Annotated in this window: 21 protein-coding genes; 5 read left to right on the forward strand and 16 right to left on the reverse strand. The window is 64.6% G+C overall.

The window, feature by feature from the left end:
- Position 1 precedes the first annotated feature (1 nt).
- Positions 2-1324, reverse strand: coding sequence for a homoserine dehydrogenase (locus HTA01S_RS00735; RefSeq protein ID WP_068166387.1), 1323 nt, complete (start codon positions 1322-1324; stop codon positions 2-4).
- Between the two features lie 62 nt (positions 1325-1386).
- The gene (locus tag HTA01S_RS00740; RefSeq protein ID WP_068166389.1) at positions 1387-2667 is read right to left on the reverse strand and encodes a pyridoxal phosphate-dependent aminotransferase; all 1281 of its coding nucleotides are present in this window, start codon (positions 2665-2667) and stop codon (positions 1387-1389) included.
- A gap of 156 nt (positions 2668-2823) precedes the next feature.
- Here HTA01S_RS00740 and HTA01S_RS00745 point away from each other — a divergent pair, with 156 nt between their 5' ends.
- The 4 genes from HTA01S_RS00745 to HTA01S_RS00760 all read left to right on the forward strand — a co-directional run bounded on the left by HTA01S_RS00745 (position 2824) and on the right by HTA01S_RS00760 (position 6655).
- Positions 2824-3216, forward strand: a complete 393-nt coding sequence (locus HTA01S_RS00745; protein ID WP_068166393.1) for an Mth938-like domain-containing protein — start codon at positions 2824-2826, stop codon at positions 3214-3216.
- A 245-nt stretch (positions 3217-3461) separates the two neighbouring features.
- A complete protein-coding gene (locus HTA01S_RS00750; protein ID WP_068166395.1) occupies positions 3462-3938 on the forward strand; it encodes a peroxiredoxin in 477 nt (158 codons plus the stop codon).
- 194 nt (positions 3939-4132) lie between these two features.
- Positions 4133-5932, forward strand: a complete 1800-nt coding sequence (locus tag HTA01S_RS00755; RefSeq protein ID WP_068166397.1) for a PhoH family protein — start codon at positions 4133-4135, stop codon at positions 5930-5932.
- Between the two features lie 21 nt (positions 5933-5953).
- A complete protein-coding gene (locus HTA01S_RS00760) occupies positions 5954-6655 on the forward strand; it encodes a helix-turn-helix domain-containing protein (RefSeq protein ID WP_068166399.1) in 702 nt (233 codons plus the stop codon).
- Here the strand turns inward: HTA01S_RS00760 and HTA01S_RS00765 are convergent.
- The 10 genes from HTA01S_RS00765 to HTA01S_RS00810 all read right to left on the reverse strand — a co-directional run bounded on the left by HTA01S_RS00765 (position 6592) and on the right by HTA01S_RS00810 (position 13770).
- On the reverse strand, positions 6592-6981 hold the full coding sequence (locus HTA01S_RS00765; protein WP_068166403.1) for a VOC family protein: 390 nt from the start codon (positions 6979-6981) through the stop codon (positions 6592-6594). The genes HTA01S_RS00760 and HTA01S_RS00765 overlap by 64 nt on opposite strands.
- An 85-nt stretch (positions 6982-7066) precedes the next feature.
- Entirely contained in the window at positions 7067-8494 is a 1428-nt protein-coding gene (gene dnaB / locus HTA01S_RS00770; RefSeq protein WP_084235745.1) for a replicative DNA helicase, read from the reverse strand.
- Positions 8495-8721: 227 nt separating this feature from the next.
- Positions 8722-9174: a 50S ribosomal protein L9 gene (rplI, locus tag HTA01S_RS00775; protein WP_068166405.1), complete on the reverse strand. Its 453-nt coding sequence runs from the start codon at positions 9172-9174 to the stop codon at positions 8722-8724.
- Positions 9175-9187: 13 nt separating this feature from the next.
- Complete coding sequence (gene rpsR, locus HTA01S_RS00780; RefSeq protein ID WP_068166407.1) at positions 9188-9469, reverse strand: 30S ribosomal protein S18; 282 nt, start codon at positions 9467-9469, stop codon at positions 9188-9190.
- Between the two features lie 11 nt (positions 9470-9480).
- Positions 9481-9753 carry a primosomal replication protein N gene (priB, locus tag HTA01S_RS00785; protein WP_068166409.1) on the reverse strand — a complete coding sequence of 91 codons (273 nt, stop codon included), beginning with the start codon at positions 9751-9753 and terminating at the stop codon, positions 9481-9483.
- Between the two features lie 40 nt (positions 9754-9793).
- Positions 9794-10168 carry a 30S ribosomal protein S6 gene (rpsF, locus tag HTA01S_RS00790; protein WP_068166413.1) on the reverse strand — a complete coding sequence of 125 codons (375 nt, stop codon included), beginning with the start codon at positions 10166-10168 and terminating at the stop codon, positions 9794-9796.
- A 205-nt stretch (positions 10169-10373) separates the two neighbouring features.
- Positions 10374-12491: a sodium:solute symporter family protein gene (locus HTA01S_RS00795; RefSeq protein WP_068166415.1), complete on the reverse strand. Its 2118-nt coding sequence runs from the start codon at positions 12489-12491 to the stop codon at positions 10374-10376.
- 4 nt (positions 12492-12495) lie between these two features.
- Entirely contained in the window at positions 12496-12756 is a 261-nt protein-coding gene (locus tag HTA01S_RS00800) for a DUF4212 domain-containing protein (RefSeq protein ID WP_068166418.1), read from the reverse strand.
- Positions 12757-12901: 145 nt separating this feature from the next.
- Positions 12902-13483: a tetratricopeptide repeat protein gene (locus HTA01S_RS00805; RefSeq protein WP_322788357.1), complete on the reverse strand. Its 582-nt coding sequence runs from the start codon at positions 13481-13483 to the stop codon at positions 12902-12904.
- Positions 13474-13770: a hypothetical protein gene (locus HTA01S_RS00810; protein WP_068166420.1), complete on the reverse strand. Its 297-nt coding sequence runs from the start codon at positions 13768-13770 to the stop codon at positions 13474-13476. Before HTA01S_RS00810 ends, HTA01S_RS00805 begins: the two co-directional genes overlap by 10 nt.
- Positions 13771-13941: 171 nt before the next feature.
- Between HTA01S_RS00810 and HTA01S_RS00815 the strand changes: the two genes are divergently transcribed.
- Positions 13942-15801, forward strand: a complete 1860-nt coding sequence (locus tag HTA01S_RS00815; protein WP_245637953.1) for a putative nucleotidyltransferase substrate binding domain-containing protein — start codon at positions 13942-13944, stop codon at positions 15799-15801.
- A gap of 214 nt (positions 15802-16015) precedes the next feature.
- Here the strand turns inward: HTA01S_RS00815 and HTA01S_RS00820 are convergent, their stop codons facing one another.
- From HTA01S_RS00820 to HTA01S_RS00835, 4 genes are read right to left on the reverse strand one after another with little or no spacing between them, the layout of a single operon-like run.
- Positions 16016-18217 (reverse strand): exonuclease domain-containing protein, encoded by a 2202-nt coding sequence (locus tag HTA01S_RS00820; RefSeq protein ID WP_068166427.1) that lies wholly within the window; start codon positions 18215-18217, stop codon positions 16016-16018.
- On the reverse strand, positions 18214-18588 hold the full coding sequence (locus tag HTA01S_RS00825; RefSeq protein ID WP_068166456.1) for a response regulator transcription factor: 375 nt from the start codon (positions 18586-18588) through the stop codon (positions 18214-18216). Before HTA01S_RS00825 ends, HTA01S_RS00820 begins: the two co-directional genes overlap by 4 nt.
- Positions 18585-21380 carry a sensor histidine kinase gene (locus tag HTA01S_RS00830; protein ID WP_068166457.1) on the reverse strand — a complete coding sequence of 932 codons (2796 nt, stop codon included), beginning with the start codon at positions 21378-21380 and terminating at the stop codon, positions 18585-18587. The genes HTA01S_RS00825 and HTA01S_RS00830 overlap by 4 nt, the downstream gene beginning before the upstream one ends.
- Positions 21381-21398: 18 nt before the next feature.
- Positions 21399-21611, reverse strand: a complete 213-nt coding sequence (locus HTA01S_RS00835) for a hypothetical protein (RefSeq protein WP_068166459.1) — start codon at positions 21609-21611, stop codon at positions 21399-21401.
- Positions 21612-21738: the final 127 nt, after the last annotated feature.

The following is a 21738-nucleotide window of genomic DNA, read 5'->3' on the forward strand; positions in this document are numbered from 1 at the left end:
CTCAGTTCAGCTCTTCTTTTCGTATCCGCGTGATGGGCGCGAGCACGCTCGGCAGCGCCTGCATCTGCGCCAGCACCTCGTTCATCGTGCCTTCGCGCGTGTCGTGCGTGAGGATGATGAGATCGGTAGAGGTGGCACCCTCACCGCCGACTTCGTCGGCCTCGCGCTGCAGCACCGCGTCGATGCTGATGCCGGCGTTGGCCAGCAAACCAGTGACCTTGGCCAGCACGCCGGCTTCGTCGGCCACGCGCAGGCGCAGGTAATAGCTGGTCACCACCTCGCTCATCGGCAACACGCTCAAGTCACTCATCTTGTCGGGCTGGAACGCCAGGTGCGGCACGCGGTGCAGCGGGTCGGCGGTGTGCAGGCGGGTGATGTCCACCAGATCGGCGATCACGGCCGAGGCGGTGGGCTCACTGCCGGCACCCTTGCCGTAGTACAGCGTGGTGCCCACGGCATCGCCCTGCACCACCACGGCGTTCATCGCGCCTTCCACGTTGGCGATCAGGCGCTTGGACGGCACCAGGCTCGGGTGCACGCGCAGCTCGATGCCCTTGTCGGTGCGCTTGGTGATGCCCAGCAGCTTGATGCGGTAGCCCAGCTGTTCGGCGTATTTGATGTCAGTGGCGCCGAGCTGGGTGATGCCCTCCACATAGGCCTTGTCGAACTGCACCGGGATGCCGAAAGCGATCGCGCTCATGAGCGTGACCTTGTGCGCCGCATCCACACCCTCGATGTCGAAGGTCGGGTCGGCCTCGGCGTAGCCCAGGCGCTGCGCTTCCTTGAGCACGACGTCGAAGTCCAGCCCCTTGTCGCGCATCTCGGACAGGATGAAGTTGGTGGTGCCGTTGATGATGCCGGCGATCCACTGGATGCTGTTGGCGGTGAGGCCTTCGCGCAGCGCCTTGATGATGGGAATGCCACCGGCCACGGCCGCTTCGAACGCGACCATCACACCCTTGGCCGAAGCCGCCGCGAAGATTTCGGTGCCGTGCACGGCCAGCAGCGCCTTGTTGGCGGTGACGACATGTTTGCCCGCCGCAATGGCCTCCATCACCAGGGCCTTGGCGATGCCGTAGCCACCGATCAGCTCGATCACGATGTCGATCTCGGGGTTGGCGATCACGGCGCGCGCGTCGTTCACCACTTTCACGTTCGGGCCGACGATGCTCTGGGCGCGGGCCACATCGAGGTCGGCCACCATGGTGATTTCAATGCCGCGACCCGCGCGGCGGCGGATTTCTTCCTGGTTGCGTTGCAGCACGTTGAACGTGCCGCTGCCCACGGTGCCTATGCCCAACAGGCCTACTTGGATCGGTTTCATCGTTGTTCTCTCTGCTTCGGAAAATGTCGGCGCCGCGCCCACCGGGGCCCGGCCGGTCTAGTTTAGGGAGCCGCCACGTCCGCTGTGTTGCTGAGCGCGGGGGCGATTGATGCGCGCTGGATCGCGTGGCGCTTGCGCCAGCCCTCCAGGAACTTCGCGACCCGGCCAATGGCCTCACGCAGATCGTCCTCGTGCGGCAGGAACACGATGCGAAAGTGCTGGTTGTCGGGGTAGTTGAAGCCCGAGCCCTGCACCAGCATCACGCGCGTTTCCTGGAGCAGTTCCAGGAACAGCTGCTGATCGTCCTCGACCGGGTACATCGCCGGATCGAGACGCGGAAACATGTAGAGCGCGGCCGAGGGCTTGACACAGCTCACGCCAGGGATGGCGGTGATCAGCTCGTAGGCCAGGTCGCGCTGGCGACGCAGCCGGCCGCCTTCGCACACCAGATCCTTGATGCTCTGGTACCCGCCCAGCGCGGTCTGGATCGCCCACTGCCCTGGTACGTTGGCGCACAGGCGCATGTTCGAGAGCATGTTCAGCCCCTCAATGTAGTCCCGGGCCGGTTTCTTGTCGCCCGACACCACCATCCAGCCGGCGCGGTAGCCGCAGGAGCGGTAGCTCTTGGACAAGGAATTGAAGGTCAGGGTCAGCACGTCTTCGGACAAACTGGAGATCGCTGTGTGCTTCGCGCCTTCGTACAGCACCTTGTCGTAGACCTCGTCGGCAAAGATCACCAAGCCGTGCTCGCGCGCGATGCCGACGATAGCCTTGAGCAGATCGTCCGAGTACAACGCGCCGGTCGGGTTGTTCGGATTGATCACCACGATGCCCTTGGTGGCCGGGGTGATCTTGCGGCGGATGTCGTCCAGATCGGGCATCCATCCGTTGGATTCGTCGCACATGTAATGCACCGGCGTGCCGCCCGACAGGCTCACCGCAGCCGTCCACAGCGGGTAGTCGGGCGCGGGCATGAGCAGTTCGTCGCCTTCGTCCAGCAGGGCATTGACCGACATCACGATCAGCTCGCTCGCACCGTTGCCGAGGTAGATGTCATCGAGCGTGACGCCCTTGACATTCTGTTTCTGCGTCTCGTGCATCACCGCCTTGCGCGCCGCAAAAATCCCCTTGCTGTCCGAATACCCGGCCGAGTTCGGCAGATTGCGGATCATGTCCTGCTGGATTTCCTCGGGAGCGTCGAACCCGAACGGCGCCATGTTGCCGATGTTCAACCGGATGATCTTGTGCCCCTCTTCCTCCATCCGGATGGCCGCGTCCATGATGGGGCCCCGGATGTCGTAACAGACGTTGGCGAGCTTGGCGGATTTCAGGATGGTTTTCAAAGTCCCTCCGTTCGGGAGCGGTCGGATGAGTGGGGAAACGCCAAGAACTGGCGAAACGCTATATTCAGCAGGCCCAGCAGGGAAAACCTGCAATTTGACCACAGTTCCGCACCCTCACGGTGCGCCATGCCCCCCTGAACCCCGAGCCATATCCCGATGAAATTGCACGCCGACAAACCGGACCTGCACGCCATCACTTCCCATGGCGACGGCTGGATCGCCATCAACGGGCAGCGCCACTCGCACAGCCTGGTCCTGTCGTCGAGCGGGCTGCTGATTCCATGGTCTTGCACGCGTTTCGAAGACCTGAGCGCTATGCATTTTGAACAGCTGCTCAAAGATACAGTGCTCCCGCCTGGATGGTTGCCCGAACTGGTGCTGTTCGGAAGCGGTGCGCGGTTGCGGTTCGTGCGCCCCGCGCTGCTGCAAAGCCTGATCGACCGCCGCATCGGCGTGGAAACCATGGACACCCTGGCCGCCTGCCGGACCTACAACATCCTGGCCGGCGAAGGGCGCCGTGTGCTGGCCGCCCTGCTTATGGAGACCTGAAACAACTGTATGTGGCCCGGCCTGGACCGGTGAGACAACCGGGTTCGGTGGCACCAATGGTCACGCGAGTGCCGGTGCCAGACGGCCAGAGACCCCTGCTCGACTGCGCCCGAGGCCCATTCAGGGTAAAATACCCGATTGTTTCCTGCCATGCCCCCTGTTGAGCCAGAGCAGCTGCAGGGCGTGCATCACGCAACCGGGAAGCCAACGAATCACCACCAACTTACGTCAGGGGCCCACGCAGTATGGCAGTCGTTGTCAATAAACCCATTCCCGAATTCGAAGCGCTGGCCACCGGCGGCGTCAAGGTCAGCAGCCAGACGCACCTTGGCCAGACCATCGTGCTGTACTTCTACCCGAAGGACAATACGCCAGGCTGCACGACCGAAGCCATGCAGTTCCGCGACAAATACAAGGATTTTGTCAAGGCGGGCGCGCAGGTTTTCGGCGTGTCGCGCGACAACATGAAGTCGCACGACGATTTCAAGACCAAGCTTGAGCTGCCGTTCGAGCTGATCGCCGACACCGAAGAGAAAATGTGCCATATGTTCGGCGTGGTCAAGAACAAGATCATGTATGGCAAGAAGGTCAAAGGCATCGAGCGCAGCACCTTCCTGATCGGCGCCGATGGCGTGCTCAAAGAGGAATGGCGCGGGCTGAAAGTGCCGGGCCATGTGGAAGATGTGCTCAAGGCGGTCAAGGCTCTCAAGAAGGCCGCCTGAACGTTAGGACGGCCTCGACACCCCGGCCCCATGATGGGTATGGGTCTGTCACGGCAGTCATGCATAATGGGTTCATGACAACGGGAAGCCAGTCAGCTCCTCCTTCTTTTCTTGCTCCCAGCAGCCCAGAAAGCCGCCCGGTCACCGTGGCGGCTTTTTGTTTTTCCATCCTGCGCTGAACAACAACGCCCTCCATGCCACTGCCACCCGCCCCCTCCAAACGCGCAGCCCTGCTCTCACCCGACGCCTACAACCTCAAAGCCGCAGACGATCCGTTCGACCTTGCCGATGCGATGGAACGGCCTTCGCCAGTGGCAGCCACCGCGCCGCGGGTAGAGACCACCGTCACCGAGTTGGCACCCAAGACCGGCCGCCGCAACGCTCAGAGCCGCGCCCGCAAGTCGCCCCAGGCTGACCGAGCTTCCAGCCCGTCCAAGGCCGACGCGACGGCGGCCATCGTCACCCTGCCGGTGGCGCAACCCACCGAGGCGCGGATCGAGAAGCCGCGCCAGGACACGCCCGCCGTGGAGGTGGAAAAAGCGTCCGCCCCCTCCCCCGTGGCCAGCAACCGCCGCCGCGCCTCCGGCAAGCCGAATGGCACGGGACTCTCCCGCCTGTTCGTGCTCGACACCAACGTGCTGCTGCACGATCCCATGAGTCTGTTCCGCTTTGAGGAACACGACATCTTCCTGCCGATGATCGTGCTCGAGGAACTCGACGGCCACAAAAAGGGCATGACCGAAGTGGCGCGCAATGGTCGACAGACCAGCCGCACGCTGGATGCCCTGGCGGCCCAGCAGGGTGGTGACATGGCGCGCGGTCTCAAGCTGTCCGCCACCGGTCACCAGACCGCACGCGGCTTGCTGTTCTTCCAGACCGAACCACTGGACGCCCAGCTCCCGAGCAGCCTGCCGCAGGGCAAGGCGGACAACCAGATTCTGGGCGTGGTGCACGCCCTGCGCGACAAGCACCCACTGCGCGAAGTCATTCTGGTGTCCAAGGACATCAACATGCGGGTCAAGGCCCGCGCGCTGGGCCTGGCGGCGGAGGACTACCAGAACGACAAGACGCTGGACGACGGTGAGTTGCTGTACGCCGGTGCACTCGCGCTGCCGCAGGACTTCTGGACGCGCCAGAGCAAGACCATCGAGAGCTGGCAGAGTGGCAGCCACACCTTCTACCGGGTCAGTGGCCCGGCCGTGGGGCAGTTCTACATCAACCAGTTCGTCTATTTCGAAGCCCCGGGCGAACCCTCCCTGTACGCCCGCGTCACCGAAATCCGCGACAAGACCGCGGTGCTCAAGACGCTCAAGGATTTCACGCACCTGAAGAACGCGGTGTGGGGTGTAACCAGCCGCAACCGCGAGCAGAACTTCGCGCTCAATCTGTTGATGGACCCGGAAATCGACTTCGTGACGCTCGCCGGCACTGCCGGCACGGGCAAGACCCTGATGGCCCTGGCCAGTGGCCTCACGCAGGTGCTCGACGACCGCCGCTACACCGAGATCATCATGACCCGTGCCACCGTGAGCGTGGGCGAAGACATCGGCTTCCTGCCCGGCACCGAAGAGGAAAAGATGGGCCCCTGGATGGGCGCGCTGGACGACAACCTGGAGTTCCTGGCCAAGGGCGATGGCGGCAACGCCGGCGAATGGGGTCGTGCCGCCACCAACGAGCTGATCCGTAGCCGCATCAAGGTCAAGAGCATGAACTTCATGCGTGGACGGACCTTCATGAACAAGTACGTCATCATCGACGAGGCACAGAACCTGACGCCCAAGCAGATGAAGACACTGATCACGCGCGCCGGCCCTGGCACCAAGATCATCTGCATGGGCAACCTGGCGCAGATCGACACGCCCTACCTGACCGAAGGCTCATCGGGCCTGACGTTTGCCGTGGACCGCTTCAAGGGCTGGCCACATGGCGGGCACATCACCCTGGCGCGCGGCGAGCGCTCGCGACTGGCCGACTTCGCCAGCGAAGTGCTCTGAGTTCAAGTGAGGTGCGGGCGCATGGGCCAGCCCACCGCCCTGCTCGAAGCCTGGAGACACGCCAGTCCGGCGGTGTCCAGCACCCTGGTGGTGCCCGATGGCTGCCGGGACCTGATTGCCATTGAGATCCCCGGGCAACCTGCGCGGTGGCTGGTTTCACCCCTGGCCGACAGCGGCTACACCGTTGAAGGCGTTGCCGGTGCCATCTGCACCGGATACCGCCTGCGCCCGGGTACCCACCTCGATGAAGACGCCATGCTGCGGCTCGCGCGAGCGGGTGATCCCGCCGATGTGCAGCGGGCGCACACGCTGATCGAAGCCCTCGCCCAAGTGGACAGCGCCACGACGGAAGCGCTTGACGCATTGGCGACCTCGCCCGACGTGAGCAGCGCGGCTCGGGCGCTGGGTGTGAGCGAACGCAGTCTGGAACGGCTGCTGCGCGGCTGCACCGGCCGCACGCCCGTTTACTGGAAGCGCCTGGCCCGCCTGCGCCGTTCGGCTCAGTGTCTGTCGCCAGAGGTGCCGCTGGCCGAACTGGCGGTCGATCACGGTTTTTCGGACCAGGCCCACATGACGCGGGAGTTCCGCCAGTGGCTGGGCACCACGCCGGCCCGCGTGCTGGCCTGCGCTTCGTGGCGCCTCCTGTTGGCCCAGTCGGGTTATGGCGATCCGGTCATCGGGGTGCAGAGTTCGACCAGGAATCCATCCCGGTCGGACACATAGGCCACCGTCTGCCCCCAAGGCATGGCCTGGGGAGCCTGCACCAACACGGCCCCCGCGTTCACCGCACGCTCCACAGCGGCAGCCACATCGGGGGTCGTGAAGGCGATTTCGAAACAGGGTGCGTCGGCCCGGGCGACCTGTGGATGCTTGCCCAGCCGGCGCATCAGTTCACGCGAGGAAAACGCGAGCGAGGTGCTGCCCGTGTCCAGCTCGCCGAAATCGCCCTCCTCGTGGACGAACTTCGCGGCCAGGCCAAAGGCCTGTTGGTAGAACTCGACGGAATGCCTGACGTCCTCGACGTACAGGATGGTGTAACCCAGTTGCATAGAGACTCCTTGAATAGAGAGCCCGGACTCTACCGATGCAAACGCCCTGGGTCTTGAAGAAATCCGACAACGAAGGCCGCAGTGATCAGAAGTCGCCGCCGCCCGCCAGGCTCTCGAAGCGGGTGAGCATGTTCAGGAACGCCAGCTTCACTGTGCCGGTGGGGCCGTTTCGCTGTTTTCCGATGATGATCTCGGCCACGCCCGGCTCCTTGCACGCGTCCTTGGTGTAGTACTCGTCGCGGTAGATGAACATGATGATGTCCGCGTCCTGCTCGATGGCGCCCGACTCACGCAGATCGCTCATCATGGGACGCTTGTCGGTGCGGGTTTCCACGCTGCGGTTGAGCTGCGAAAGCGCGATCACCGGACATTGCAGTTCCTTGGCGAGCATCTTCAAACCCCGCGAAATCTCGCCCAGTTCGGAAGCACGGTTGTCACCGTCGCCGCCGTTGCCGCTCATGAGCTGCAAATAGTCGACCACGATCAGGCCCAGCTTGCCGCACTGCCGCGAGAGCCGCCGGGCGTTGGCGCGCAATACGCTGGCGGACAGACCCGGGGTCTCGTCGATGTGCAGCGACACGTTGCGCAGCTTCTCGATGGCCTCGGTCAGGCGTGGCCATTCGTCATCCGTGAGCTTGCCGTTGCGCAGGTGGCTCTGGTTGATGCGGCCGATCGAACCGACGATACGCACGGCCAGCTGGGACGCTCCCATTTCCATGGAGAACACCGCCACCGGCAGCCCCTCGTTGAGCGCCACGTGTTCGGCGATGTTGATGGCGAACGCGGTTTTCCCCATGGACGGCCTGGCGGCCAGCACCACCAGGTCGCCGGCCTGCAGGCCCGAGGTCATGCGGTCCAGATCGATGAAGCCGGTAGGCACGCCAGTGATGTCGTTCGGGTTGTCCGCCATCTCCTGCACGCGATCGAGCAGGTCGACCACCAGCGTGTCCATGCCCTGGAAGCCCTCCTTCATGCGCGAGCCCTCTTCCCCGATGTGGAAGATCTTCTGCTCGGCTTCGTCCAGGATTTTTTCAACCGGCCGGCCCTGCGTGTTGAAGGCGGCCGTCGCAATTTCATCGCTCGCCGCCACCAGTTTGCGCAGGATCGCGCGCTCGCGCACGATCTCGGCGTAGCGCCGGATATTGGCTGCGCTGGGCACGTACTGCGCCAACGAATTCAGATAGGCCAGACCACCCGCCTCATCGGCCTTGCCCAGATTCTGCAGGTGCTCGTACACCGTCACCACGTCCGCCGGCTTGCTGGCGTTGACCAGTGTGGCGATGGCCGAATAGGTCAACCGATGTTCGTAACGGTAGAAGTCGGAATCGCCGACCAGGTCGGCAACCCGGTCCCAGGCCGCGTTATCCAGCAGCAGCCCCCCGAGGACACTGGATTCGGCTTCAATGGAGTGCGGGGGCACCCGCAGCTGATTGATCTGGGGATCGCCTCCCAGGCCAGTCTCATCCAGGCTGGCATCAAAGGACGGGAAGGAACTCGAAAAAACAGCGGCCATGGGCTTTCTTGGTGTGATCTGCAATGGTACGCCCAGCAGGGGCGCACGTCATGGGACAAGTCTGTGGACAAGCGGTGCATGGCGTGGGGATTGGACGGGATAACCCTTTGCACCCCCATGACAGCGTATTCGTGACCGACCCCGGCCATCGTCTGGAAAAGAAAAAAGCCGCAGCCCGTAAGGACAGCGGCTCTCGGACGAGGCGCGCCAAGCGCCTGCGCGCGGAATCAGGCGGTTTCGCCCAGCACCGAAACGTTGACTTCGACCGTCACGTCGGTGTGCAGGTTCACGTTCACCGTGTAATCACCCACGTTCTTCAGCGGGCCGTTGGGCATGCGCACTTGCGACTTGGCGACCTTGAAGCCTTGCTTGTTCAGCTCTTCGGACACATCGTGGTTGGTGACGGAACCGAACAGGCGACCGTCCACACCGGCTTTTTGCGACAGCTTGACCGTCACGGCGGCCAGCTTCTCACCCAGAGCCACGGCTTCGGCGTGTTTGGCAGCGGCCACTTTTTCGAGCTCGGCGCGGCGGGCTTCGAATTCGGCGATGGCCGATTGGGTCGCACGGCGGGCACGGCCCGAGGGGATCAGGAAATTGCGGGCGTAGCCGTCCTTGACCTTGACCACATCGCCCAGGGCACCGAGGTTGACAACTTTGTCGAGCAGAATGATTTGCATGTCAGGCTCTCTTTCAGACGCGGTGCTGGTCGCTGTAAGGCAACATGGCCAGGAAGCGGGCACGCTTGATGGCGGTGTTGACCTGACGCTGGTAGAAGGCACGCGTGCCGGTCAGGCGCGCGGGAATGATCTTGCCGTTTTCGGCGATGAAGTCACGCAGGACGTCCACGTCCTTGTAGTCGACTTCTTCGACGTTCGCCACAGTGAAGCGGCAGAAGCGCTTGCGCTTGAACAGCAGCGATTGGGTGTTGCGCTTGGGGCGCTTGTCTTTGTTGAAACGTTTGGGTGCAGCCATGATGGGCCTTCCTATGTCTTGCTGAAATCTTGGATATGGAACACAACGCCTTTGCCGTTGCGTGCATTCGTCAGAAACCCGTGAAACTCACAAACCGCATCAAGCCCCTGACGGGACAGTGTTTCGGCCTGAGCCCCGAAGGCCACGGCCCTCAGTTGCAGTTTCACCTGTCTGGGGGTGTCCATTTCAACGACCTCGGACTCGTGTTCGAGCACGATGTTCAGGGCCGGAATGCCTGCCGGTGTGTAACGCAGGCTCTGCACCTGCACCACCACGGCGGACATTTGAAACTGGTTCACCCGCTGACGACGTCACGCAGCGCGCTTACGCCGCGGCCTGTTCCTGCGGTTGTTGCTGGGACTTGCGAGCCTCTTCGCGCTCGACGGCCTTCATCATGGAAGAAGGGCCGGTGTCGGCTTTCTTGCGCAGAACGGTCAGGTGGCGCAGCACGGCGTCGTTGAACTTAAAGGCGTGCTCCAGTTCGGCCATCACGGCCTGATCGGCCTCGATGTTGACGCACAGGTAGTGGGCCTTGGACAGCTTGTTGATCTGGTACGCCAGTTGACGGCGACCCCAGTCTTCAACACGGTGGATCTGGCCGCCGCCGGCGGTGATCATGCCCTTGTAACGTTCCAGCATGGCCGGAACCTGTTCGCTTTGATCCGGATGGATCAGCAAAACGATTTCGTAGTGACGCATAGACTCTCCTTGTGGATGGACAACGCCCACACATGTGAAGTGGGCGCTTGAGGTGAGCTGCCCCCAGCGTCGATTCGGGGTGCAGCAAGGCAAGCCCGCGATTCTAGCAAAAAACCCGGCCAGTCGCAAAACTGGCCGGGTTCCGTAAGAACAGCCCCGGCGTCAGGCCGCCGGGGCGGATGGCGTCAAGACTCGATGCGGTGCATCAGGCCGAGCGCAGGCTGGGGTAGCGCACGTGCTCCACCAGTTCCTGCACCTTGCGGCTCGGAGCCGGGGTGACAAGGCTCACTAGGATGATGACGGCGAAGCCCAGCGGCACACCGAACACGCCGGCCGAAATCGGCAGGATGCCCCACCAGAGCTCGACAGGCGAGGTCACGCCAAACACCCCGCGCAGCCAGGGCTGGGTCATGAGCATGTAGTAGAAGGTCACTCCCAGACCCGCGACCATGCCCAGCGAGGCGGCGATACCGGTGGCGCGCTTCCAGAAGATGCCGAGCACCAGCGCCGGGAAGAAAGCTGCCGCCGCGAACGAGAACGCCGCCGAAACCAGGAACAGGATGTCCGCCGGTTTCTGCGCCGCCACGTAGGCCGCGGCCAGTGCCACCACCAGCAGCAGGACCTTGGAGATGGTCACACGGCGAGCGGTCGATGCGTTCGGGTCGAGCATCTTGTAGTACAGGTCGTGCGACAGCGCGTTGGCAATGGTCAGCAGCAGGCCGTCGGCGGTAGACAGTGCTGCGGCCAGGCCGCCGGCGGCCACAAGACCCGAGATCACGTACGGCAGGCCACCAATTTCGGCCGTGGCCAGCACGATGATGTCGCCCCCGATGCTCATCTCGTTGAGCTGCAGGATGCCGTCCTTGTTGATGTCGGTGATCGATAGCAGCGATGGATCAACCTTGTTCCACGAGGCGACCCAGGCCGGCAACTGGTCGAACGGTGTGCCGACCACCATGCTGAACACCTCGTACTTCACCAACACGGCCAGGGCCGGCGCGGTGAAGTAGAGCAGGAAGATGAAGAACAGCGACCAGGTGACCGACTGCCGGGCTTCCTTCACGCTGGGCACCGTGTAGTAACGCATCAGGATGTGCGGCAGCGCGGCCGTGCCGATCATCAGGCAGAAGATCAGCGCCAGGAAGTTGCGACGCGATTCGTCGTAGGTCTGCTTCGCTTTTTCATCGCCATTGGGATCGCCCGCGAACTGTTGCGCGTGAGGTGCCATGCCATTGAGCGGCTTGGCCTTGGTGTCGGCAGAAGCCTTCGCAGCGGTCCAGGCCTTTTTCGCCGCAGCTTCGTCCTTGGGCAGGGCAGAAACCGCTTTTTCCGCAGCGGAAATGTCGGCCGATGGAGCATTGGCGGCACGCAGCTCGGCCAGCTTGGCTTCGGCAGCGGCCTTGTCGGCGGTCAGCGCGGCACCCGGATCCTTGAGTTTCGCGGCCAGATCTTCCGAACGCTTCTTGAAGATCTCGCGCACTTCCAGCTCTTTGGGATCGTTGGCCAGCAGTTTTTCCTTGGCCGTGACCTTCTCCAGCTGGTAGCCGTAGATGGCCTGAGGCACCGGCACGCTGGTCTGTTTCACCGAGAGCCACACCACCGGGATCATGTAGGCCACGATCAGGATGATGTACTGCGCCACCTGCGTCCAGGTCACCGCCCGCATGCCACCGAGGAAGGAGCAGACCAGAATGCCGCCCAGACCCAGGAACACGCCCAGTTCGAACGCCACACCGGTCAGGCGCGACGTGATCAGACCCACGCCATAGATCTGCGCGACCACGTAGGTGAACGAACACAGGATGGCGGCAAAGATGCCGATGAACCGTGGCAGGTTGCCGCCGTAGCGCTCGCCCAGGAAGTCGGGGATGGTGAACTGGCCGAATTTGCGCAGGTAGGGCGCCAGGAACAGCGCCACCAGGCAATAGCCACCCGTCCAGCCCATGATGAAGGCCAGGCCGCTGTAGCCCGTGAGGTAGAGCGTGCCGGCCATGCCGATGAAGGAAGCGGCCGACATCCAGTCCGCTCCCGTGGCCATGCCGTTGTAGACCGCCGGGACCCGCCGCCCCGCCACGTAGTACTCGGCCGCGTCGGTGGTGCGGCTCATGATGCCGATGCCGGCATACAGGCCGATGGTGGCGAGCAGGAAGATGAAGCCGATCCATTCGCGGGAAAGGCCCAGCTGTTCCAGGATCGCGAGCGCGATCACGAACACGAAGAAGCCCCCCGTGTACCACTTGTAGACCTTGTTGAGCTGTTGCTTGAACGCCCGGTTGGAGTCCCCGGTGCTCATGCCAGCCTTGGTTTCGAACATGCCTGCCATGGTGTTACTCCTCGGTCTCTTCGACACCGTGTTCGATGTCGAGTTTGTTCATGTACCAAGCGTAGTACCCGATGATCAGGCAGTACACCACCAGCGCGCCCTGGGCACCCATCCAGAAACTGAACGGCCAACCGAAGAAGTTGAAACTCAACTCTCGGGCGAAATAGCTCACGACAAATGTCACCACGAACCAGATTACAAGCAATATGGCTGTGATGTTGAGGTTTTTCCGCCAGTAGCGGCGGTGGTTATCAGTCAGTTCCATGGGATCGACCTCCTTCAACGAAACCCTTTCGGGCACATCACGAACACCGCCCGTCTCCTCAAGGCAGCCTGCAACCGGTTCGCGTTTTTCGATGATCGGCTCGCACCGACCACCCCTTTTTCAGCCACACGGCCGAAGCGCCTGGTCAGGCCTGGGCGTGGCCCAGACCCGTTTCGCGCTCCAGTTGTGCGGCCACTTTGGGCTCGAACCGGCGGAGATGGCGAATGATCTTCGCCGCCTCATCAGGCTCTTGCCGGTCCACATGAACCCGGGCCAGCTGATACCAGCCGTAGGGGCTCATGGGTTGCAGTTCGGTGTTCTTCCGCAAAGCGACCACCGCTTCATCGAAGCGGCGCTGGCGGATGAGACTGAGCGCCAGGCCATACCAGGCCCGGTCCAGTCGGGGGTCGATCTGTGTGGCGCGCACAAAGGCGGCCTCGGCCTGCTCCAGCAAGCCCAGCTCTTCGCTCAGGAAACCCAGGTTGAACCAGCCAGGCGCCCCATCCGGCTGCAGCGTCACCACATGCTGCAGGGTCTGGAGCGCTTCATGCCTGTCGCCGAGTTCGGCCAGCAAATGGGCCCGTGTGGCCAGGGCCAGGAGATCGTCGGGACACTGCGCCAGCCAGCCCTCCACACGCTCCAGGGCGGCGCGCTTCTGCCCGAACACCAGCAGCACGCGAACCTGCCAGCGCACAAAAAAACGGTTGAGCATCTGGTTCACTGGCACAGCTCGACTCCGATCTTCAGGCAGTAGGACACCTTGGCCGCGGTGGCGGCAAGCCACACGAAGCCCAGAATGAGAAACGCCACCAAAGGCAGGTGGCGTTCGAGGACAAATCGGGGCGTCACCCACCGCGCGACGCGAACGAAGGGTTTGCCGAGCAGTTGCAGGACCTGATAGAACAAATTCTGATCCCGGCGTTGCCCGGCCAGCAGGCCCAGCACCCACTGGCCAAACAGGGCCAGCAAGGCGATTTCGGCGACCAGTTTGACGGCGGTAATCAGTGTCAACATGTAAGCTTCTGGTAAAGGTGAGCCCATTCTGGATTCGGACCTTACCGAGTTCTTACAAAAGTGGCCTGCCGGGGCCTGATGCAGGTCAAACCCTCTGAGGGTTTACCCGCAATCCTGTCCAGGGGGCCGGTGTAGCATCCACGGCACTTCCGTGCGACCGGTATCAGCCCCATGATCCAACCTGCATCCCCTGCCCTGCCTTTGTCCGAACAGCTGCGGCAGCACCGCATCTTTGGGCTGCTGCCCGATGCGGCCCGGCACCGCCTGACCGACACCATGGAGGTGCATGCAATGGGGCCAGGTGAAGCGCTGGATGGGGCCGACACCGCACATCCGGAGCTGCACTGGCTGCTGTCGGGCGCTGTGACGCTGCTGGACGAACAAGGTCAGCCGGTGGTGACCCTCCAACCGGGAGAGCTCTTCAGCCTGCAGGCCGCGGGGACCACCGGTGTGCGGAGCGCACAGGCTCGCACAGCCAGCGAGCTGGTGAGCATGGACAGTGCGCTGCTGGAGGAGTTGCGTGGCGAGACGCCAGCCCTGGGCTACTTGCTGCGCCACCTCGAGCACGAAAGCACCTCCTCGCGAGGCGCTGCCGAGGTGGGCAGCGCCGACCCGGCCCTCAACCTCATGACCACACCGGTGCGCTCCATCATCCGGCGCGAGCCGATCACCCTGCCCCCCCAGACCAGCATCCGCGAGGCGGCGCAGATCATGAGCGAGCAACGCGTGTCCTCGGTGCTGATCGTGGAGCAGGGCCTCCTGTTCGGACTGGTCACCGACCGCGATCTGCGCAACCGGGTGATCGCCGCCGGCCTGGACACCGCGCGGCCCCTGATCGACATTGCCACCCTGGCGCCCATGACCATCGACGTGCAGAGCCCGGCGTTCGACGCGCTGCTGCTGATGGCGCGCCACAACATCCACCATGTGCCGGTGCTCGATGGCCAGCGCATCGTGGGCATGATCACCGCCACCGACCTGACCGAACAGCACAGCACCTCAGCGGTGTACCTGGCGGGCGACATCTACAAGCAGGGCTCGGTCGAGGGCTTGCAACAGGCCAGCGGCAAGATCAAACGGCTGCAGCAAAGCCTGGCCGCCGCCGAGGCCTCGGCCTACAGCACCGGCCACATCATCACCGCCATCACCGACGCCATCACCAGCCGTCTGCTGCAGCTGGGCGAGGCCCGTTTCGGCCCGGCCCCGGTGGACTATGTGTGGGTGGCGGCGGGCTCACAGGCCCGCAGCGAGCAGACCGCGAAGTCCGACCAGGACAACTGCATGGTGCTCGACGACAGCTACGACGAGGCGCTGCACGGTGCCTATTTCAAGTCCCTCTCGCAGTTCGTCTGCGACGGGCTGAACGCCTGTGGGTATGTGTACTGCCCAGGCGAGATGATGGCCATGACCGATACCTGGCGCCAGCCGCGCCGGCGCTGGGTCGACTACTTCGCGCGCTGGACAGCCCAGCCGGACCCCAAGGCCCTCATGCTCACCTGCGTGTTCTTCGACCTGCGCGCGGTGCATGGTCAGAGCGCGCTGCTCGACGGCCTGCGCCGCGACGTGCTGGAGCGCACCCAGGGCAACACCATCTTCCTGGCGCACATGGTGGGTAACGCGCTCACCCACACGCCGCCGCTGGGCCTATTCAAGGGCATCTCCACCGCGCGCAGCGGCGAACACAAGGGCACGATCGACCTCAAGCACAACGGTGTGGTGCCCATCGTGGACCTGGCCCGCGTGTACGCGCTGGCCGGCGGCGACGCGGCCGTGAACACGCACGACCGCCTGCTGAGCGCGGCCGCTGGCGGAGCCATCAGCGAACAGAGCGCACGCGACCTGCGCGACGCGTTGGAGTTCATGGCCTTCATCCGCATCCAGCACCAAGCCCGGCAGATCGCCCAGGGCATCCCCCCCGACAACCACCTCGACCCCGCCGAAATCTCCAACCTCGAACGCACCCAGCTCAAGGATGCGTTCACGGTGGTGCAGTCGCTGCAAAGCGTGCTGGGCCAACGCTATAGGCTTTGACCCCCCCCGCGCCGGCCTGCGGCCGTCACCCCCCAGGGGGCGATGCGAGTGGCCTGGCAAAGCCAGTTCCACCGCATCCTGGGTTTGGGCACGCGCTCCGGAGAGGCGATGCAATTCAAAAGGGGGGGTGGTTCCAGGGCACCGCGGAACCGGCTTCGCCGGGCCGCCAGTGCCGCCCCCTGGGGGGTGACGGCCGCAGGCCGGCGCGGGGGGGTCAATAACGGAGTCTGGCGTAGTACGTCTTCTGCGCCGCCTCGCGCGCCTGGCCCAGGGTATGGATGCCCTTTTCCGCCAGCAAGGGAATCAGCCTCATGAACACCTCGGCCGTGACCATGGCATCGCCCAGGGCGGTGTGGCGCCCGATGACGGTGACGTTGAAACGCTCTGCGATCGCCTCCAGGCGGTGTGAGTCCTGGTTGGGGTGGATCACCGCCGAGAGCAGCAGGGTGTCGAGCACGGGGTGGTCGAACACCAGCCCCGTGAGCTTTTCCTTGAGCTGCAGGAAGCGCATGTCAAACGCCGCGTTGTGCGCCACCAGCACGGTATCCTGCGCGAAGGCGTGAAACGCGGGCAGCACCTGATCGATGGTGGGCTGTCCGAACACCATCCCGGGCTGGATGCCGTGGATGGGAATCGACGCGGCGGGGATCGGCCGCTTCGGGTCCACCAACTGCTCGAAGCACTCCTGACGCAGCAGCTTGCCGTTGACGATGCGCGTCGCACCGATCTGGATGATCTCGTCGCCCTCCGACGGGTTGAGCCCCGTGGTCTCGGTGTCGAATACGGTGTAGACCAGATCAACGAGCTTGCGATCATCCAGCGTGCGCGTCTGCTCGGTGGTCTTGAACAGATCGAAGTCGTAATACTCCGGGCGGCTCTCGCTCTTCACGAACAGGGCCGCGTCAACCTGCTCCTGCGGGTTGGCCAGGGGCAGCAGGAAGCGGAAGAAGGCCTGGTGACGGACGCGCTCGCGCTCGAACCAGAAGGCGCCACCATGGCGCTCGACCACATCGCGCACCGTCAGCCGCGTGGTCTCGTTGCCGACCTTCATCGGATCCATCTCCCAGCTCATCACCGTCTCGGTGCTCATCACCTGCCCCGACCAGATCAGGTCCAGCTGGGCCTTGCCGGCGCTGCCGCTGGCCGCCCCCAGGCGCAATTGCACGAAGCGCACATCGAACTCGTCGGCCAAGCGCCCGGTCAGGTACACCAGCGCCTGCAGCAGCGAAAAACTCTCCACCTTGAGCCACAGCGAGGCATCCACCTCCATGCTGGAGGCCGGCAGGCCGGTGGTGATTTCGATGCGGCGCAGGGCCGCGTTCACCAGGTCGGCGCCCAGCATGTCCTCCAGCGGCCAGCGGGTCTTCAGGCTGTCGGCCGACCCCGATTCGAGGGCAGCGATGCGCTGGCTCAGCGAACGTGTCTCGTCGCGGATCACGCCCAGGAAGCGCTCACGCATGGCGGCGTCGAGGTCGGGGTAATCGAGCATGTCGATCGCCGCCTGCATGTTGGCCAGCGCCGAGCGGCTGCCTTCGGTCAGCGAATGCAGCACCTGGTCCTTGGCCGATTCGGCCTCGTAGTCGCGCGTGATGTTGTCCAGCATCAGCACGAAGCCGCTCAGCTCGATGCGGTCGGCGACGGACTCGGCCGTCTGGGCCTGCACCGAGCGCACCGGCGCCATCTGCACCCGCAGCAACTGGCCCGCCGCCGTGGTGGTGACGAACTGGGCCGAGGGCTGGCCCGCGCCGCGCAGCATGCGCTGCTGGATGTTCTCCAGCGCGTGGGCCACCAGCTTGCGGTCGAACACGCTGTAGATGGAACGGCCCAGGCCGATCAGCTCGGCCCCACCGGCCACCCCGGGCGCCTGCGAGAGTGCGCGGAACTGCATGCGCGCGCGGTTGTTGTAGAGCAGGATGCGCCCATCGAGGTTGCAGACCACCACGCTCTGCGTGAGTTCGGACATGAGCGCGGCCAGCCGCGAGCGCTCCTGCTCGATGCCCTGGGCCGCCTCGCTCACCCTCGCATCCATCTGACGGCGCAGGTCTTCGCGCTGGACCACGAGCTGGTTGAACAGGTCGGCCAATACCTTGGTCTCGACATTGCCTTTGGGGTGCAGGTTGCGCACGACGTCGGTGCGCAGCAGCACCTGCGCCTCTTCGGCCAGCTGCACCGAGGGCGTGACCCAATGATCGAACCAGCGCATCAGACCCCAAGCGATGGCGGCCATGCCCACACCCCAGGTCAGGCAGATCAGCGTCAGGCGGTTTTCCAGCAGGCCCCACACCGTGTTGCGGTCCTGCGGCTCCAGGGTCGCGCCCACCAGCGCGAAGGTCGCCAGCAGCCAGGCGATGGACACCACGGCCGCCACCCCCAGCAGCCACCACAACCGCCGGTCGGTCTTGCGATGACCGCTCATGTGGCGGCTCCGAGCATCTCCCTGACCTTCTGTACCAGTTCCTTGGTGGAAAACGGCTTGGTCATGTAGGCGTTGGCGCCCAGCGCGAGGCCCTTGGCGACGTCGGTGTCGCGCCCCTTGGCGGTGAGCATGAGGATCGGCGTGTCGCGCACCAGCTCATGGGCCCGCACTTCACAGCAGACGTCGAACCCGGTCTTGACCGGCATCATCACGTCCAGCAGCACCAGCGCCGGGCGCTCGCGCACGATGGCGTCGATGGCCTCCTGCCCGTCGCGCGCCACCACCACGTCGTAGCCTTCCCGCTTCATCAGGAACTCGAGCGAAATCAGGATGTTGGGCTCGTCGTCGGCGATCAGTATCTTCTGGCTCATGTCTGTTCTCCTGTGAGGTGGATGCCGGCTTCATGCGCCGCCATCCCGTGTGATCCGTTGTCGCGCGTGGGGTCCGCGCGGGGCAGGAAAAAGCCGAAGCGCGCGCCCTGCCCCGGGCTGGAGTGCAGCCACATGCGGCCACCAAAGTGTTCCACGATCTGGCGGCTGATGGGCAGGCCCAGGCCGGTCCCACCCGGGCGGTAGTGCTCGTCGCCCGACACTTGGCGGAATTTCTCGAACACCATGGTCTGCTGGTCCTGCGCGATGCCCGGGCCGTTGTCTTGCACCTCGACCTCCACCCCCCCCTCCACCGATCGCAGGCTCATCACCACCCGGCCGATGTCGCGTGGCGCGTACTTGGCCGCGTTCGACAGCAGGTTCAGCACCACCTGGGTGATGCGGTCGCGATCAGCCCACAGCGGCGCCACCGAAGCGGGCAAACGCAGTTCGAGCGCCACACCCCGCTCACGGTAGGTCTCGCCCATGCTGCCCGCCGCCTGCTCCAGCAGCTTGCGCATGTCCACCTCGGTGTTGTGCCACTCGGCATGCCCGGCCTCGATCTTGGCCATGTCCAGCACCTGGTTCACCAGGCGGCTCAGGCGCTCGGCCTCGGTCACGATGATGCCCAGAAACTGCTGTCGCTGCGGCAGGTCCATGTGATCATCGTCCCGCATCAGCTCCGACAGGGCCCTGATCGACGTCAAGGGCGTGCGCAGCTCGTGCGTCACCGACGACATGAAGTCGTCCTTGAGCCGGTCCAGGCTCTTGAGTTTTTCGTTCGCTTCGCGCAGCTCGTTGGTGGCGCGTTCGAGCGAGCGCGACTTATCTTCCAGCGCGTGCGAGTAGGCGCGCAGCTGCGAGGCCTCGTCGAGGATGCGCATCACGTCGTCCAGATTCAACGCCTCCTCCTCCACCACCGAGGCCACCATCACGCGCGCCGATGCGCTACCGATGGCACCGGCCAGCTGTGTTTCCACGAAATGCACCAGCCGCGCGTCGGCGGGAATCTGGTCGATGTGGCCCACCCCCACGCTCTGGGCGTACTCGTTGAAGAGGCGTTGCGCGGTCTCCACCCCCAGAAACCGGCCAGCGAGCGGCAACAGAGCGGACACCTGGGCCTTGCCTTGCCAGAACACTGGCCGCGAGCCCGAGGCGCGGTGAAACACGTCCACGAACAACAGGGCCTGGCTGGTCTCGCGCGCCGAGGGCGGGCGCCACAGCGAGACCCCCACATAGCCCACCAGATTGGCCAGCAGGCTCCAGAACAGCGAGTGCGTGATGTTGTCCAGGCCGACCAGGCCCAGGAAGGCCTCAGGTTGGAGCCAGCCCAGCCCCCAGAGACCGTGCGCCAGGAAGTCGCCCGGCAGCCAGCCCGACTTGGCCAGCGAAGGCAGCATCAGGGTGTAGGCCCAGAAACCGAAGCCCAGCAGCAGGCCCGTGAGCGCGCCGCCCTGGGTGCCGCCCTTCCAGTACATGCCGCCCAGCAAGGCCGGGGCGAACTGCGCCACCGCCGCAAAGCTGATGAGGCCGATGCTCACCAGCGCATAGGCCTCACCCGCGAGGTGGAAATACAGGTAGCCCAGCAGCAGGATGCCCAGAATCGCCAGGCGGCGGATGGTCAGCAGCAGCGTGGTGAGGTCGCCGCTGGCGCGCGCGCCGAAGCGGCGCATGCGCAGCAGCAGCGGCATGACGAGGTCGTTGCACACCATGGTGGAGACCGCGATCGCCTCCACGATCACCATGCCGGTGGCGGCGGACAGCCCCCCCACGAAGGCGAACAGTGCCAGCGCATGGTGACCCTGCGACAGCGGCAGCGACAGCACGAAGGTCTCGGGGTTCATCTGCCCAGGGCCGAAATGCAGCAGTCCGCCCATGGCGATGGGCAGCACGAACAGGTTGATGAGCAAGAGGTAGAGCGGAAACGCCCAGACCGCGCGCCGCAGGTGCCGCTCATCCACGTTCTCCACCACCATCATCTGGAACTGCCGCGGCAGGAAGATCACCGACAACATGGCCAGCAGCGTGTGGCCCAGCCACTGCGCATAGGCGAAAGGCTGGCCCTGGCCGAACTGCAGCAGGCGGCGCAGTTCATCCACCGACTGGGCCTGGTCAAACAACCGGGCCGGGTTGCCGAACAACCCGAAGCTCACGAACAGGCCGATCGCCAGGAACGCCACCAGCTTCACCACCGACTCGAACGCGATCGCGGCCACCAGGCCCTCGTGGCGCTCGGTGCTGTCCAGGTGCCGGGCACCGAAGACGATGGTGAAGCCGGCCAGGGCGATCGCCAGGTAGAGCGTACTGTCGGTCCACCACTGCGCGCTCTGCACGGCGGGCTGGCCCAGGGGCGAGGTCAGCACAGCGTAGCCGCTGGAGATGGCCTTGAGCTGCAGCGCGATGTAGGGAACGATGCCCACCACGGTGATCAGCGTCACCAGCCCGGCCAGCAAGGGGCTCTTGCCGTAGCGGCTGGCGATGAAGTCGGCGATCGAGGTGATGCGCCAGGTCTTGGCGATGCGGATCATCTTGCGCACCACCATCCAGGCCAGGATCATGGCCAGCATGGGGCCAAGGTAGATGGGCAGGAACCAGACCCCGGCGGTGGCGGCCCGGCCCACACTGCCAAAGTAGGTCCAGGCGGTGCAATAGACAGCCAGCGACAGCGCGTAGACCCAGGGACTGGCGATGACCGAGCGCCCCTGTGCGGCCCGCCGATCGGCCCAGTGCGCCACCGCGAACAGCAGCAGCAGATAGGCAAACGAGACGCCGATGACCAGTGGGGCGGAGAGCATGACCGGTCCTGGCTGGGGTCAGTCGGTGGCGCTGGCGTCGGTGTCGCGTTCGACCACCCAGGCCAAGGCGGCGATCAACAGCGCCCAGACCACGAACAAGGCCAGCGGAAACAGCGGCAGGCCGAACACCCGGACATCGTGGTCCCAGAGCGCCAGCAGCGGAAAGTTGAACAACGCCCAGCCGGCAAAGAACAGGGCCACCAGGCGCTGGGCGGCAAGACCTTGAAACATGCGTGTCTCCTCGTGCGGTGGCTGCGGTGCTTGGCCGCGACCCCTCGCCGACGATTGTGCCCCACGCACTGACCGACCGCTTACGCTGGGGTGCACAAACATCGGCGCACAAACACGGGGCCACAAA

Source organism: Hydrogenophaga taeniospiralis CCUG 15921 (genome assembly GCF_001592305.1).
In the GTDB taxonomy this organism is placed as follows: Bacteria; Pseudomonadota; Gammaproteobacteria; order Burkholderiales; family Burkholderiaceae_C; genus Hydrogenophaga; species Hydrogenophaga taeniospiralis.

Bases quoted from the DNA above. Each gene is read 5' to 3' on its own strand.
- rplI (WP_068166405.1), bottom strand. From the start codon at position 9,174: ATGCAAATCATTCTGCTCGACAAAGTTGTCAACCTCGGTGCCCTGGGC.
- HTA01S_RS00765 (WP_068166403.1), bottom strand. From the start codon at position 6,981: ATGCAACTGGGTTACACCATCCTGTACGTCGAGGACGTCAGGCATTCC.
- HTA01S_RS00825 (WP_068166456.1), bottom strand. From the start codon at position 18,588: ATGAGCCAGAAGATACTGATCGCCGACGACGAGCCCAACATCCTGATT.
- rpsR (WP_068166407.1), bottom strand. From the start codon at position 9,469: ATGGCTGCACCCAAACGTTTCAACAAAGACAAGCGCCCCAAGCGCAAC.
- HTA01S_RS00830 (WP_068166457.1), bottom strand. From the start codon at position 21,380: ATGCTCTCCGCCCCACTGGTCATCGGCGTCTCGTTTGCCTATCTGCTG.
- HTA01S_RS00745 (WP_068166393.1), top strand. From the start codon at position 2,824: ATGAAATTGCACGCCGACAAACCGGACCTGCACGCCATCACTTCCCAT.
- HTA01S_RS00810 (WP_068166420.1), bottom strand. From the start codon at position 13,770: ATGTTGACACTGATTACCGCCGTCAAACTGGTCGCCGAAATCGCCTTG.
- priB (WP_068166409.1), bottom strand. From the start codon at position 9,753: ATGTCCGCCGTGGTGGTGCAGGTGCAGAGCCTGCGTTACACACCGGCA.
- HTA01S_RS00750 (WP_068166395.1), top strand. From the start codon at position 3,462: ATGGCAGTCGTTGTCAATAAACCCATTCCCGAATTCGAAGCGCTGGCC.
- HTA01S_RS00795 (WP_068166415.1), bottom strand. From the start codon at position 12,491: ATGGCAGGCATGTTCGAAACCAAGGCTGGCATGAGCACCGGGGACTCC.
- dnaB (WP_084235745.1), bottom strand. From the start codon at position 8,494: ATGGCCGCTGTTTTTTCGAGTTCCTTCCCGTCCTTTGATGCCAGCCTG.
- HTA01S_RS00755 (WP_068166397.1), top strand. From the start codon at position 4,133: ATGCCACTGCCACCCGCCCCCTCCAAACGCGCAGCCCTGCTCTCACCC.
- HTA01S_RS00835 (WP_068166459.1), bottom strand. From the start codon at position 21,611: ATGTTTCAAGGTCTTGCCGCCCAGCGCCTGGTGGCCCTGTTCTTTGCC.
- HTA01S_RS00760 (WP_068166399.1), top strand. From the start codon at position 5,954: ATGGGCCAGCCCACCGCCCTGCTCGAAGCCTGGAGACACGCCAGTCCG.
- HTA01S_RS00815 (WP_245637953.1), top strand. From the start codon at position 13,942: ATGATCCAACCTGCATCCCCTGCCCTGCCTTTGTCCGAACAGCTGCGG.
- HTA01S_RS00800 (WP_068166418.1), bottom strand. From the start codon at position 12,756: ATGGAACTGACTGATAACCACCGCCGCTACTGGCGGAAAAACCTCAAC.
- rpsF (WP_068166413.1), bottom strand. From the start codon at position 10,168: ATGCGTCACTACGAAATCGTTTTGCTGATCCATCCGGATCAAAGCGAA.
- HTA01S_RS00735 (WP_068166387.1), bottom strand. From the start codon at position 1,324: ATGAAACCGATCCAAGTAGGCCTGTTGGGCATAGGCACCGTGGGCAGC.
- HTA01S_RS00820 (WP_068166427.1), bottom strand. From the start codon at position 18,217: ATGAGCGGTCATCGCAAGACCGACCGGCGGTTGTGGTGGCTGCTGGGG.